The organism is Roseobacter cerasinus (genome assembly GCF_009811755.1).
GTDB lineage: Bacteria > Pseudomonadota > Alphaproteobacteria > Rhodobacterales > Rhodobacteraceae > Roseobacter > Roseobacter cerasinus.
In genome coordinates, this window is the sequence record NZ_BLIV01000009.1 from 110993 (window position 1) to 124235 (window position 13243).

Here is a 13243-nt window from a genome sequence, read left to right on the forward strand (position 1 = left end):
TCTACCCCAGGTCTCGGGTGGACAAGGCGCGCTGGATCTCGCGCCGCACCATCTTACGCAGGTTCTGGGTGATGCGCTCACCCATCTCGCCTTGCAGCTCCGCGCGCAGGATCTCTGAAATCATGCGCTGTAGCGTTTCCTCGTCCAGCACCTGATCGTCCTGCGGGGTGGTCAGCTCCTGTGACCGACCGGCCTGCACCGCACCGCTGGCGGGCGCCTCGGCCGCATCCTCCTCCGGCCAGGTCATATCCGCCGTTTCGGTCCCGGCGTAGTCGTCACCACCTGTCCCGTCAGGCTCCCATTGACCGGCTGTTTTTGCGATCTCAACCTCTAGCAAGGCGATCTTCTGCGACAGCGCATCCAGCGCCGGGGATCGCGCCTCGGAAACCGGGGGCTTGTTTTCTGACGGGCCATCGCTGCCTGGCGTGGGCACATGTACCGCCGCATCAGGCCCCAGCCGCAAAACGCCTGGGCGGCGCACGCGTTGCTCGGGGGACAGGATCAGCACATCCGGTTTATCAGGTGGCGTGGCACCCACATCTTTTGCGCCCGCATCACTCACGAGGCGCTGAACGGACGACAAAACATCTTCCACATCCGAGTTTGATCGAGACCTCGACATAGACCTCCAGACATGCTCCACCCAATTCTAGCCGCACCAGGGGTCGCGCACAATGGGAGGGGCCGCCCCTAGTCTTTCTGCAAGGCGCGCAAGACACGATCGAGGCGTTGACCTTGCCGCGAAATCGGCACCGGCGCATCCTTCACCAGCTCATAGTAGGCGTTTGGATCGTACTGCTGTACCCCCAAAGACAGATCGCGCGCCGTCAGGCGGCCTGTCGCTTGCAGAACCCCATAGGCTGCCACATAGAGGTTTGCCTGATCAGAAATGCGCGATGTCTCGGCGTCCAGCAACTCCTGTTCTGCATCGAGAACATCCAGCGTTGTCCGGGCGCCCAAGGTCGCCTCTTCCCGCACACCTTCAAAAGCGATGCGAGCGGCGCGGATGCGTTCTTCACTGGCCTGCAGGCTGGCCCGCTGCGCGGCCAGAGACGCATAGGCGGCGCCCACATCCTGCGAGACCTGCTTGCGCACCTCCAACAGGTTGCCCCGCTGCGCATCCCGCGATGCGATCGCCGAGCGGATGCCAGAGGACAGCGCCCCACCCCGGTAGATCGGGCCGCTGAGTTCGATGCCGATCTCCCCGGACCGGGTGAAATCGCTGTTGCCCAGATCTTCCGAAAACCCAAGCGAGCCCACGGCAGAGATCGTGGGCTTCACAGCCGCCTTTGCTCGCATGATATTGAGTTCAGCAACGGCGACAAAGTGCTGTGCAGCGACAAGGTCGGGGTGTGTCTGGATCGCGCGTGCACGGGCGGTTTCGACGTTGTTTTCCAACCGCGGCAATGAGGGCGGTGGCGCAAGGGCACCTGGCGCATTGCCGACAACGTTGCGGTACTCCTCTTCGGCCTGCAGCAGATCGCCGCGCGCTGTGGCCAGCCCGCTGCGCGCCTCGGCGAGGCTGGCTTCGGCCTGTGCCACATCCGTCCGCGTGACCTCACCCACTTCAAACCGGTCTTGCGCGGCCCGCAATTCCTGGGTCAGCAGTCTCAGGTTGTTCTGGCGCAGCGAGACAAACTCGCGCGCCGCAACCACATTCAGATAGGCGGAGACCGCGCGCAGGAGCACGGTTTGTTCCAGACTGATCAACTGTTGGCGCGTCCCCAGGACCGTCTCCTTGGCCGCATCGACACCAAGTGCCGTGCCACCGAAGTCATAAAGCAACAGGGAGGCCGCCAAACCAATCGCCCCCGTCGTACTTTCGAGTTGGGTGGTTGTCGGAACACCAAGCGTGTTCCGTGACCGGCTGTCCCCGAAATCCCGGGTCACGCTTGCGCTGTAGTTCAGAATGGGTTTCAGAGCGGCCGCCGCAGCGGCCACATCTTCATCAGCCGCCCGTAGAAGAGCCCGGTTCTGATCAAGAAGACCGCTTGTCTTGTAGGCGGAGACCAGCGCATCGGCCAAGGTTTCAGCCTTGGCAGATGGCACGGCCAGCCCCAGTGCCAGCCCCGTTGATAGGGCAACTGCACGACCCAAGGCCGCCAGTCGTTTTGTAGCTATGTCGGACATTCTGTGCCTCTTTCTGTCTTTGGCCTGCTCAGGACCTCGGTTACGTTAGAATTCGAAGGCAGCCTCTTTTGCGAAACCGGGCAGAACCGGCGCACCAGCATTGAACGACATTCTCCATGACATGCGGCCATCGCTCTTATGACCAACACGCACTTCACCCAAAGCACCTGACATGAAAAGGCATGCGATGCGCCCGCCTTCCTTGAGTTGTTCCAGCAAAACAGGCGGAAGGCTGTTCACGCCCCCCTGAACTACAATGACATCATAGGGCCCGTGCTGAGCTGCACCCTCAACCAGTGGCCCGGCGTGCATCACCACATTGTCTGCCCCCACCTCCGCAAGCGCATCCTGGGCTTCGGCTGCCAGCGCCTCGTCTTCCTCGACCGCAATCACCGCTTCGGCCATACGCGCCATCACGGCAGAAGAGTAGCCCAGTGCCGCACCGACATCGAGCACCAGCTCGTCATTGGAAATATCGAGGGCATCCAGCATCTTGGCAAGAGTTCTGGGCTCAAGGATCACACGACCACCACCAAGGTCGAGGTTTCCCCCCATATAGGCCGCCTCACGTTGTGCTGCGGGAACGAATGTCTCACGCGGCACAGTCAACATGGCGTCGATGATGGGAAATTTGGTCACATCTGAGGGTCTGACCTGAGTATCAACCATCATCGTGCGGCGGCTGGCAAAATCGATCATGCGGCTAAACTCGTCTGTTCAGTTGCGTGCGGCAAAGCTCTGCCATATTCCCGCGCATCCGGCAACGGCGTTGCGGAGTATTTTGCAGCTTTGTGACACTTGCAGCACTGCATTGAATGGGATAGCAGTGCCCGGACACCCTCAGAGGCGAGTTGGCGGAGTGGTGACGCAGCGGATTGCAAATCCGTGTACACCGGTTCGATTCCGGTACTCGCCTCCATTTAATTTCAAGCACTTAGCTCTCTCCTCTCTTTGCCCCATTGGGGGCGTTTACAATAGCGTTTACAGTTTTACCCTCGCGACGCTGCTTTTCGCGCTCCAGTAAGTCGAGGACTTCCGCGCTTTCAGCAGGTGAAACGGCGGCGTAATGCTCGATCACAGCGGCGGCATAACGAAGCGACCAACCCATGTGATTTGCGATTTGGTTGAGGCCTAGACCAGCACGTAGGAGCCGTGTGGCCGCTGTACCGCGTGTATCTTGGAGGCGCAGCGTGGGATCACTGAGCTTGTCCGCGATCCGGTCCCGGTAGCGAGTGATGGCGCGACTAGCCGATGTAGGCCTTAGCGGCTTACCTCGGTCATTGACCAACAAAACAAGTTGATCTGCAGGTGTTTCATCAATTAACTGCCGAAGCTCCGGCGTCACAGGAATATGCGCCACACGTCCGCGTTTCTGGGTTCGCACCCTGAACCGGTCAATTCCATCGAAGCTCTCAAGGTTGCCTCGTGTCAGACGCACAAGGTCCGCTGGTCGCAGGCCGGTCTCGCAAGCGAGTGTCATCACGCGTTGATCCAAGCGGAGCCTTACAAGCTTGGGGTCGAAGAAGTTCGGGTTTCTCCGAACTGGCGTGATCCCCAAATTGCGACAAAACCCGCGAAACGCATCGTTCGGGGATGCAAAACCAAGCGCCGCAGCGAGATCATCAGACGAAACCAAGCTGATTGCTTTAACGCTGAAATCCATCACTCTGCCCCCTTGTTTGAGGCATCAAGCCTCATCAGGGTTTCGAGCTGTTGGGCCGACAACATCATCGCGCGACCAATGGAATAGTACTGGCCATGCTCGCGGGCCTTTGTCCGCAGCGCCCTCGCTGACACGATAGCGCCCGTCTTACGCAACTTCTTACACCACTCTTCCGGGGTCAGCATGTCGTCGAGATTTTGCACTTGCAGCCTCACCAAAATGTCTTGAATTTCAGGTTTCTACAAGTTCCTGCATGTTACCAGAGACAATCCTGACCTAGACAAACCTTCCGAGCATATGGGAAGATATTTTCTCAGAATTTTGGAGGCGCGAATGTCCAAAAGCCGAATATTTGAGTTTGGGGGTAGTGATCTGCGCCGACTTGAAACTTGGGACCAGAAACATCGCGAAGCTGCGTGGCAGAAGCGGTATGAAATCACCCTTGCCGAGAAGCGCACAAAGGAACTCAAGCGAACGCGAAAGCCAGCCTCACTCGCGAAGGGCATTACCGACTACCGCAAGATACGCGGGCTATCCCGAACAGAAAGCCCAATACTTGCCGGAGATAGCGACGAGGCTCTTGCCGACAGCGTTGAACAGCAATTCCAGCTCTTGCAGCAATCCTACGCAACCGGCAACGATGAGCAATTTGACCAAGCTCTTACCCGCGTGACTGAGGTCCGTAGAATGAAAGCAAACGGCGTTCTGGACATGATCCGGGAACGGATGGCGGAGCCTGATCCTTGAACCCCGGCCCGGAAAGCTTGCGGGAAAGCTTGCGGGAAAGCTTGCGGGAAAGCTTGCGGGAAAGCTTGCGGGAAAGCTTGCGGGAAAGCTTGCGGTTCCTTTCGTCCGACCACAAGAGGAAGTTTTCTTTTGCCGCAATGGCTTTTGTCAGCTCAGCTTTGGCAATCTGACCAAGTAGCACTTTAGGTCACAGTCTTAGTTACTTCTCAACTTCGATGAATTCACCGCACCAGTAGCCAGGCGAAACCGTCGGCACTTCAAATTCGACTGTGATGATGGCGTTCAGACTACCCCGTCTGACCGCAGTCGGTGGATACCGCCTGCATTGCCAGATGTCGCCGTTAACCACGCCAAACCTACAGTTCTGACACGCGGGCTCACCTTCGAGCCCGGGTAGGTAGGGTGCTTCTTTTCTTTTGAAAACCATTTCCGTCTCCTCTTCCTAGTCCAGTCAAATTTGCTCGCGGTTCGTGTAGGCAAGCTCCAGCAAATCAGATCAGCGATTCACACTGTCTTTCGTGCATGGTTGCACTGTAGCTACAACATGCTGCGCCGCTGTTGACCAGAGAGTCACACCCGATGTAGGCTCTTACAAAAAAGGGCAGATAAAGTGACGGCAGCGATCACAAGCAGTTTGGTTCAGAAACTTGCGGCCGCAGCGCGCGACACCCGTGCTGTTTCCGGAGCATCCCACAAGTTCTATAGATACCCGGCCAGGTTTTCCCCTCAGTTCGCCATTGCTGCGATTGAAGCTTTTACCAAACCCGGAGATTTGGTTCTAGACCCGTTCATCGGTGGCGGCACGACGGGGGTTGAGGCGATGATGTCTGGTCGCCAGTCGATTGGAACTGATATCAATGAACTGGCCCTTTTTGTTTCAAAGGTCAAAACGACAATCCTCACGAGTAAGGAGCTAGAATTTCTGAGGGACTGGTTTCCTGATTTTTCAAAAGCACTCCGAATCGGAAAGATCTCGTCAACATATGACGATTGGCGTGAAAAGGGATATTTTCGCCATTTGGAAACGCAAGAGACTTGGCGTCATCGAAATCTAATTCAGTCTGCATTGGAACTAATTGAAACACTGCCAAATGACCGTCTCAGTGATTTCATGAGATGTGTAGTGCTCAGGTCTATGCAACTATCGTTAGATGGCCGAAAAGAAGTAATGAGCATCGAGCAAGTTAGAAAAAAGATTGACGCTCTCTTTGACGAGATGTTGACTTCTATGGCGGCGCTTCCGGTGTCGACGGAAGGCGTTTTTGCCCCAATCCTCAAAAAGTGCAATGCAGCCGAACTGCACAATTTGTCTGAGTTTGACTCATTGGGCGCACCAAAGCTTGTACTTACTTCACCGCCATACCCAGGCGTACATGTGCTTTATCACCGTTGGCAAGTCAAAGGGCGACGCGAAACTGCCGCACCATACTGGATAGCAAACAAGTTAGATGGTGATGGCGAGCGGTACTACACGCTAGGCAACCGGCATGAGCGCGACCTCAAGACGTATTTCCAAAACTTGGAGGCAATTTTTGCTTCCCTTAGAGAGGTAGTCGATCAGAATACCGTAGTCGTGCAAATGGTCGCATTTTCGAAGCCCGAGTGGCAGTTGCCGCAGTATCTTGAAGTCATGGAAAACGCAGGCTTCTGTGAACATGATCTAGAGGCCATGTCTGGCGACAGAATTTGGCGCGATGTCCCCAATCGCAAATGGCATGCGGCGCGGCAAGTTAACCGCGCCGGTTCCAGAGAGGTAGTTCTGATCCATCGCAGAGCCTAGGCGGCGTCACTGACGCCAAGCTCTGATGGGTCCAAATCTCCCAACGAGTTTATCATAGGTATAAGCATCATCGACATAGCTCGAGTTGCGTATTCTACCTTTTCAGAGACTTCTTTGCCGTCATCGTCCGACGCCTCATGGATCAAAGCCAAACCGACGAGCACCAAGCCAATTTTAAACTGTTCTTTTAGAAGGTCTTCAGAACCTTTGGCTCGCTCAAGCTCTTTCTTCAGATAAACATTGTCTGCATTAATGTAGAAGTCGAAGCTTCGGTTCTTTCCGTCTTGGTCTGATTGAATGACCTTCAAAGCGGAATGCTTATCAAACTCATGTACCGACCATTCGTCCTTCGCAACCCACTCTACGTGAGGAAGCGCCAAGCCAGTTGGATTTAGCTGGTCGTTCCCTTTGTTGTTTGACGGTGGGTTCCTACCGCCAGTCCCTCCTGTTTCGCGTTCAACAAACGGTACAATATTGATTTCGGCAAAGTTAATGAAAGGCTCTAATCTGTTGGTGTCGGTGACAATTACCTTAATTCGTATTTTATCGCCCACATCGGTGTCCGTCAGTGCAAGTTTCAGATTCGCAGTTCCGTTATGTAGATTCATACTGTGATCCTGGACGACAGTTTCACTGTTGTCTTCACCAACGATTATGACACCGTACCTCGCCCTTTCCTTCGACCTCCCGAAGTAGTTATTCTCTGCATCAGTATCGAAACTCATTCTTATTTCTCGGCCCTGCTCAGCGTTCCTGATCAGAGTTTCTCCCGAATTTTTGTTGCGGAACCTAAAATACGTTGGAAACTCAACACCTACGAAATCGGGAGCAGAACTCACCGGAGCAGTGGATGTAGGGTCGGACAATCTGGTCCCTGTAAGAAACAGCGCACTCAGTGTTGGCGATTTTTTCATTACATTCTTCAGGACATCTTCCAACGTCCTGTCGTCTTGAACCTTTTCCTTAATTTTTTCAGTACGCCTTTGGTGATTGAAAGCCTTGAGAGCAGCGTTTTCTCCAACCTTCTTCTGGATCGCCTGCTCCACCTTGCGTCTAAACTCAGAGTCAGCAAGAGATTCGCGCGTGTTCATAAAGAGCTCTTCGTGCGCCCATTGATCGATTTTCGAGCAATCGACCCGAGCCATGAGAGAGTTCGAAACATAGTTCAGTCCCACACCACGACGGGTAAAAAACCGCGAGTGAAGTACGCCTTGTGTTTGACCATTAACTACAAAAAGTACGCCTTCTGACTTGTTCAGATAAGTCTTTGCTCTTCCATCCTTGAAGCCAAAATACCTGATTGAAAACTCTTGACCATCAACTGTAACAATCTCGTCATAAGGAAAACCATTTGCCAAGTTCCCAGCTTGGTTATCTGAGAGCCGTACAGACAGGCCTGTGCTAGGATTGGCAAAGCTTCCCTCTTTGCCTGCGTAGTCCCGACACTCATGAAACATGATTGGCAATGCAGGGCTAGGTAACCGAACATCGACTTGGCGAAGAAGGCCGTCGCTCATGAGAATGTTGGACGTCCCCGTGAACTTGTAGGAATAGAGCTTCACAAGCGACCCGTACTCTAGCGGCAGCGAATACGCCGTATTACCATCTGGCTTCACGGGCAGCGTGTCAGCAGCAAAACGCAGAAGGCCACCCTTGCGTTTAGCGTCGGCCCCAACTGGTGCCAAATATCGATAGACACTGTTCCTTTCGCCGGTCGTTGGCGTTTCACGACGGACAACCGTGAAGCTCCATAGATCATGGTGCTTTTCTGACTGGTCAGCGATTTTCGGGTTTCGTTTCGTGACGATCAATTGAAGGCGCTTATCTCCACAGAACCGCAGTGCACCGGTGCCGCCCATGTTGAAGCGTCCTTGGACAAACGGTACTCTTAACTTGTTGGACTTGTTCAGCGACATAAATGTATGAGGAACTCGGTCTGGAGACTGACCTTCACCCTCGTCGACAATCGTTAACGACGGCTTCCCCTTTGCTCCAGTTGCGGCCAAGGTAATCTTCCTGGCAAGTTCTGTGCGTTCTTGCCTGGTCATGTTCTCAATTAGACCATTGGTTTCGTTCTCGGGATTGGCCGACTTTTGGATCATTTGAGCTACAGCATGGCGAACAGATGGTGGTGCGTCTGAGCTTTCAGGATCGATCCCCATAGAAAGGCATGCATTCATGAGGCTTGCATCTGCGGCATTTACCAACTTTTCTACCAATGCAGCCACTGGATCGGATTGCTGCGCTCCAGCGGTTGAAAAGTTGTTTTCCATGTCTCCTAAGTCGCGCCAAGCGTTTGGGGCATCCCAGTAGCCGGCTTCGGTCAGGATCCTGATTACGTCCTTCTCATGGTCCGCGTGAACCAAGTCGATGCAAATTTCTTGATCGGTACCCACTGCGTCGAGCTCCTATAGCTTGAATCTGTTTTCACTGACACTTTTTGGCGAAGAGAACTTTCGCTCAACATCCGAAACTGCCTCTTTAAGCGCCTTCACGATCTTTCGAACCTCTCCGTCATCCCATTCATACAGCTGTCGGTTGGATAGCTTTCCAAGTCGAACAATTGCTTCAAGGGCTTTATTCGTTCGACCCTCAGCAAGCTCACGAAATTTGTCGTGCTTTTCGGACATCATATTCTCCAAAATATTCAATAGCTCTTGTGCTGTTTTTTGTATACATAAACTCACCACAGTATTCTTGCAATACTGTGTCGCTAAATAGATCAAAACCGCCATAAAACAGCCACTTGAAGTCGTACCCGCTACAGCTAGAGACGCGCTTTTGATTACATCTTGATGGAGTTTAGCTTGCAGTATTTCTGTCGATTCGGCTGCGAAGCTGTCCCAAAAGTCACTGCCCGCAAACTAACAAGGTCGTGTCGGACCAAGACGCAACGGATGCTCCTCTGCATTGGTAGCATTGAATGTTCGATGTAGTATCGGAACGAAAGGCTGTGCGGGGTGCGACGGTGGAAGGCTCGCTAACCAACCTCAATAGTTGTTGCGGGTGAGTTTATTGCGTCGCTAGAACGCGGCGAACCCAATGAACAGTGGACTGAGCGCCGTGGTCTTCGGCGTCGCTCACTTGCTCGACAAGCTCGGCCAACGTACGAAGCGCACCGACTTGCGCCTCTGACACACCGTTCGTTTCTAGGCTGACGCTCAAATACTCGTATTTCTTGTGGCATTGCGCGCTGCCGCCACATGCCTTGGCCAGAGTTTCAATTGTATTGGCAAGCACTTCCCAGCCCGGACGGTCCGGCCATCGATCCGTGAGTTTAACTCCCTCGGTTTTGCCTTTGGTTTTGCAAATTTTATCGCCCATCGTTCAGCGCTCCCGGTCTTGTGTTTTTCGTTTTGCTGCAGAAGGCCTCGGAGATCGCAGTCCCTCAAGTGCATCCTTGGCCTTAGATTGTGCCGAGGATTCATCCTGCAGCGAACGTTCCGCCGCCGCGCCCTGGTCCTTGGCGACCGCCTTCTCTTTTGCGCGTTGCCTTCTTGTGCCCTGCTGCAAACCCCGATCATTCCGCCGCTCGGTGCGTCGCCACTGCGATTGAAGCTCTCCTCGCTCGACTTTCTGCCGCGCGATCAGGTCGGCGCGTTCATCCTGAAATCGGGCATAAAGATCGCGGTGGTCCTGCGCCCGCGCCGCACTCAACCTTTCGAGGCGTCTGCGCAAAGGGCGGTCGTACCAGTCCTTGAAATTTGCCAGGTGTTGCTTCTCAAGACCGAGGATCGTCGCGTTGCGCAACCGCGCATTTTGGAGGTTTACCCAAGTAAGTTTGGCCAACCGTAACGCTTCGCCGGGCTGCCCTTCATGGGGCAAGTCCGGCGACGGCGAAGGCCGCGCTTTTTGTTCTTTTGATTGTTCTTTATAGGAAGGCTCATGAGTGGACCCTTTTTGAACCACCTGTGAACCCTTTTTCTTCGCCGAAAGGCTCGCCTTTGAACCCTTTTTCGAAGGGCGGAATGGAATGATCTTGCATGGTGCCAAGAACGTGTAGTTCGTGCAATTGCCTGCACCACGCCCCTCCGTCCGGGACAACCAGCCCGCATCAGTCAGATCTTTGATGGCGCGTTTCAGAGTTGATAGCGACAGCCCAAGATACTCTATCAAGGTCGTCAGGCCAGGATTGAGCTGGCCTGTTTCGTCATTTGCGAACTGAACAGCAAGCGCGCCAGCGACAACCTTGGCGGTCGCATTCAGGCTTCTGACTTGCATGACAGCTTTGTGCCATTCAAAGCGATTGAGCCTAGGCATTGGCACCTCCCGCGATTGCGTTGGAGGCCGGGAACGGGTAAAAGATTGATGTAGATTGGCGGCCGCCTCTTCGGCGATCCATTCCGCAGAGGTGCCCGCTGGCATTCACTGCGACCTGCCGCCCAAGGCTCTGTCGTTGTGATTTGGAGTTTGCTCAATCTTTCGAAGGAGCGAACGAATGCGAAAGAACCGTTTTATCGAGGCACAGATGATCGGGATGATCAAAGAACAAGGTTCAAGCGTTTAGCGATTGATCCGGTGGATCATTCGTAGCGCCGGACGGCATGCCGACGGCGGAGGTTTGTGTAGCAAAGCGCTCTATAGCCCGCGCACGCCGTCTGTGGTGAGTTTTGCAACCATTCTGGCGTAGTCAGCCCGTTCCGCTTCGTCCGCACCGTGGTTCCACATGTAGAACCAATTGACCATGCCAAATACTGACATCGTCACAGCCCGAAGTTTCGCTTTGTCTGAAGTGAACGCTTCAGGCGAGATATGCTGGATAATGTCATTCAGCTGTTTGACCATCTCGCGCTGGTAACCCTTTAAGATGGTTTGCTGATCGAGCGGCAACAGTGGAACACCCTCGGTTTGGATTTTGTGCTCGTTGTCCATTCCCTGATATGCCAACAGCGTCTCACGCAAGAAATTGAACAAATGTTCTTCTGGGGTCTGCCCTTCTGAAGCTACAGCGGCCAAACGGTCGCGTAGTTTGCACAGATACGTATCGAGAATATCGAACAGCAAGGCATCCTTGCTGCTGTAGTAGTGATAGATGTTGGCCTTTGAGATGCCGCAGTCTTTCGCGATCTGTGACATCGACGCGCGCGCGAAACCTTCCTCGGCAAAGACACGAGCCGCGACTCCGAGGATCCGCTCTCTTTTCTCGTCATGATCTTTCGCGATCGTTCTGGCCAACGCGCTTATCCCTTATCCCTGTTGTCTACGACACGTACCGCTTTGCCCTGACTGCGCGCAACACTGCCGGGACCACCAACGACAACCTCGGTGCTGATCCCGACCATGTCTTTGATTTGCTTCATGAGTTTCTTCGAAGCAGCAGTCTTGTCAGCGCCACTTTCAGCTTCAACATGAACCCGCATTGCGTCCATTCGGCCTGATTTCACCAATTCGATCTGGAAATACGGCGCCAGCCCCTCTGTCGTCATCACCTGCTCCTCGATTTGTGTCGGGAAGACATTCACGCCGCGCAGAATGATCATGTCGTCCGACCGCCCGGTGATCTTCTCCATCCGACGCATCGAACGCGCGGTGCCCGGCAAGAGCCGCGTGAGATCGCGCGTACGATAGCGGATCATCGGCATACCTTCCTTGGTCAGCGTGGTGAAAACCAACTCGCCCTCTTGCCCGTCCTCCAGTACCTCGCCGGTCTCGGGATCAATGATCTCGGGGTAGAAATGGTCTTCCCAGATGTGCAGACCGTCCTTGGTCTCAACGCATTCATTGGCGACGCCGGGCCCGATAATTTCGGAGAGTCCGTAGATATCTACGGCATGCATGTCGAACGCCTCTTCAACCTCCAGTCGCATGGCATTGGTCCAGGGTTCCGCGCCAAAGACGCCGACCTGCAACGAGCTTTCGCGTGGGTCGAGACCCGCTTTGTGAAACCCTTCGAGAATATTCAGCATGTAGGACGGCGTCACCATAATGCCCTGTGGCTGGAAATCCGTGATCAAGCCAACCTGCTTCTCGGTCTGGCCACCACCCATTGGGACCACGGTCGCGCCCAGTCGTTCAATCCCATAGTGCGCGCCAAGACCACCGGTGAACAAACCGTAGCCATAGGCATTATGCACGATATCCCCGGCGCGCAGACCGGACGCGCGCAGCGACCGCGCCAGAACATCAGACCAAACCTCAATGTCGTTCTTGGTATAGACAACAACTGTCGGCTTGCCCGTCGTCCCGGAAGAGGCATGGATACGCATCAGTTGATCGCGCGCAACAGCCGACAGGCCAAAGGGATAGTTTGCCCGCAAGTCATCCTTATAGGTGAACGGGAACCTCGCAAGATCCTCCAGCGAGGTCAGATCATCGGGGTGCACGCCCGCCGCATCAAACCGCTGTTTGTACATCGGCACATTGTCGTAGGCATGGCGCAGTGACCACTTGAGCCGTTCCAGTTGCAGAGCCTGAATTTCATCGCGGCTTGCAATCTCAATCGGGTCCAGGTCCGATAGGTTTGGCGTTAGGTCTTTCATGATCGGGCCTCCTCCACAGGGTCTTCGAAGAGCTGGCCCTTGATCGCACGGGAAAACCCCCGCATTTCGGCAACGGTCAGGCCATCTTGATTTGTAACACGCACATCATAGATGCCACTGCGCCCCGTCAGCGAGACCTCCGTGGCGATAGCAATCAATTGGTCGCCTTTGTGAACTGGTGCCAGAAAACTAATCATGTTGTGCTGCGCGACCGTTGATTGGTTGCGACTGTTACACGCAAAAGCAAAAGCGCTGTCGGCCAGCGCAAAGGTGATCCCACCGTGGCCAATGCCATGTCCATTGCAGTGATGCGGCTCAATCGTCAGAGCAAGCTCGGCGTGACCTTCGTCAACACTGACGAGGCGCATGCCAATCCAAGCGGACGCGTTGTCATCGCTCCACATGGAAGCAGCCGCGCGATTGGCGCGGTCTTTTGGTGTCATG

The 13243-nt window shown here is 54.6% G+C and carries 14 protein-coding genes and 1 tRNA gene; 3 read left to right on the forward strand and 12 right to left on the reverse strand.

From position 1 onward, the window contains the following. Position 1 precedes the first annotated feature (1 nt). The 3 genes from So717_RS19390 to So717_RS19400 all read right to left on the reverse strand — a co-directional run bounded on the left by So717_RS19390 (position 2) and on the right by So717_RS19400 (position 2829). Positions 2-595 carry a hypothetical protein gene (locus So717_RS19390; protein WP_159980390.1) on the reverse strand — a complete coding sequence of 198 codons (594 nt, stop codon included), beginning with the start codon at positions 593-595 and terminating at the stop codon, positions 2-4. Positions 596-690: 95 nt separating this feature from the next. Continuing rightward, complete coding sequence (locus tag So717_RS19395; protein ID WP_159980392.1) at positions 691-2130, reverse strand: TolC family outer membrane protein; 1440 nt, start codon at positions 2128-2130, stop codon at positions 691-693. A gap of 45 nt (positions 2131-2175) precedes the next feature. Further along, positions 2176-2829 (reverse strand): protein-L-isoaspartate O-methyltransferase family protein, encoded by a 654-nt coding sequence (locus So717_RS19400; protein WP_159980394.1) that lies wholly within the window; start codon positions 2827-2829, stop codon positions 2176-2178. Between the two features lie 146 nt (positions 2830-2975). On the opposite strand from So717_RS19400, the gene So717_RS19405 reads away from it, so the two are divergent. Further along, positions 2976-3049, forward strand: a tRNA-Cys gene (locus tag So717_RS19405). Positions 3050-3064: 15 nt separating this feature from the next. Here So717_RS19405 and So717_RS19410 read toward each other — a convergent pair. Further along, positions 3065-3793, reverse strand: a complete 729-nt coding sequence (locus So717_RS19410; protein ID WP_238841097.1) for a tyrosine-type recombinase/integrase — start codon at positions 3791-3793, stop codon at positions 3065-3067. Next, positions 3793-3978 (reverse strand): hypothetical protein, encoded by a 186-nt coding sequence (locus So717_RS19415; protein ID WP_159980396.1) that lies wholly within the window; start codon positions 3976-3978, stop codon positions 3793-3795. The genes So717_RS19410 and So717_RS19415 overlap by 1 nt, the downstream gene beginning before the upstream one ends. A 148-nt stretch (positions 3979-4126) precedes the next feature. Here So717_RS19415 and So717_RS19420 point away from each other — a divergent pair, with 148 nt between their 5' ends. Continuing rightward, on the forward strand, positions 4127-4540 hold the full coding sequence (locus tag So717_RS19420; RefSeq protein ID WP_159980398.1) for a hypothetical protein: 414 nt from the start codon (positions 4127-4129) through the stop codon (positions 4538-4540). Between the two features lie 610 nt (positions 4541-5150). Continuing rightward, entirely contained in the window at positions 5151-6320 is a 1170-nt protein-coding gene (locus So717_RS22790; RefSeq protein ID WP_159980400.1) for a DNA methyltransferase, read from the forward strand. On the opposite strand, the gene So717_RS19430 is transcribed toward So717_RS22790, so the two are convergent. The 7 genes from So717_RS19430 to paaI form a co-directional block, all read right to left on the reverse strand. Further along, positions 6317-8716 carry a hypothetical protein gene (locus So717_RS19430; RefSeq protein ID WP_159980402.1) on the reverse strand — a complete coding sequence of 800 codons (2400 nt, stop codon included), beginning with the start codon at positions 8714-8716 and terminating at the stop codon, positions 6317-6319. The two genes, So717_RS22790 and So717_RS19430, sit on opposite strands and share 4 nt — an antisense overlap. 12 nt (positions 8717-8728) lie before the next feature. Further along, the gene (locus So717_RS19435) at positions 8729-9055 is read right to left on the reverse strand and encodes a hypothetical protein (RefSeq protein ID WP_238841099.1); all 327 of its coding nucleotides are present in this window, start codon (positions 9053-9055) and stop codon (positions 8729-8731) included. A 277-nt stretch (positions 9056-9332) separates the two neighbouring features. Further along, positions 9333-9644, reverse strand: coding sequence for a hypothetical protein (locus tag So717_RS19440; RefSeq protein ID WP_159980404.1), 312 nt, complete (start codon positions 9642-9644; stop codon positions 9333-9335). A 3-nt stretch (positions 9645-9647) separates the two neighbouring features. Beyond that, on the reverse strand, positions 9648-10685 hold the full coding sequence (locus tag So717_RS19445; RefSeq protein WP_159980406.1) for a helix-turn-helix domain-containing protein: 1038 nt from the start codon (positions 10683-10685) through the stop codon (positions 9648-9650). A 213-nt stretch (positions 10686-10898) separates the two neighbouring features. Further along, positions 10899-11495, reverse strand: coding sequence for a TetR/AcrR family transcriptional regulator (locus So717_RS19450; protein WP_159980408.1), 597 nt, complete (start codon positions 11493-11495; stop codon positions 10899-10901). A gap of 5 nt (positions 11496-11500) precedes the next feature. After that, complete coding sequence (paaK, locus tag So717_RS19455; protein WP_159980410.1) at positions 11501-12799, reverse strand: phenylacetate--CoA ligase PaaK; 1299 nt, start codon at positions 12797-12799, stop codon at positions 11501-11503. After that, on the reverse strand, positions 12796-13242 hold the full coding sequence (gene paaI / locus So717_RS19460) for a hydroxyphenylacetyl-CoA thioesterase PaaI (protein WP_159980412.1): 447 nt from the start codon (positions 13240-13242) through the stop codon (positions 12796-12798). The genes paaK and paaI overlap by 4 nt, the downstream gene beginning before the upstream one ends. Position 13243 lies beyond the last annotated feature (1 nt).

Coding starts and splice junctions, on each gene's coding strand:
- So717_RS19395 (WP_159980392.1), bottom strand. CDS start 2,130: ATGTCCGACATAGCTACAAAACGACTGGCGGCCTTGGGTCGTGCAGTT.
- So717_RS19400 (WP_159980394.1), bottom strand. CDS start 2,829: ATGATCGATTTTGCCAGCCGCCGCACGATGATGGTTGATACTCAGGTC.
- So717_RS19410 (WP_238841097.1), bottom strand. CDS start 3,793: ATGGATTTCAGCGTTAAAGCAATCAGCTTGGTTTCGTCTGATGATCTC.
- So717_RS19415 (WP_159980396.1), bottom strand. CDS start 3,978: ATGCTGACCCCGGAAGAGTGGTGTAAGAAGTTGCGTAAGACGGGCGCT.
- So717_RS19420 (WP_159980398.1), top strand. CDS start 4,127: ATGTCCAAAAGCCGAATATTTGAGTTTGGGGGTAGTGATCTGCGCCGA.
- So717_RS19435 (WP_238841099.1), bottom strand. CDS start 9,055: ATGGCGGTTTTGATCTATTTAGCGACACAGTATTGCAAGAATACTGTG.
- So717_RS19440 (WP_159980404.1), bottom strand. CDS start 9,644: ATGGGCGATAAAATTTGCAAAACCAAAGGCAAAACCGAGGGAGTTAAA.
- So717_RS19445 (WP_159980406.1), bottom strand. CDS start 10,685: ATGCCAGCGGGCACCTCTGCGGAATGGATCGCCGAAGAGGCGGCCGCC.
- paaK (WP_159980410.1), bottom strand. CDS start 12,799: ATGAAAGACCTAACGCCAAACCTATCGGACCTGGACCCGATTGAGATT.
- paaI (WP_159980412.1), bottom strand. CDS start 13,242: ATGACACCAAAAGACCGCGCCAATCGCGCGGCTGCTTCCATGTGGAGC.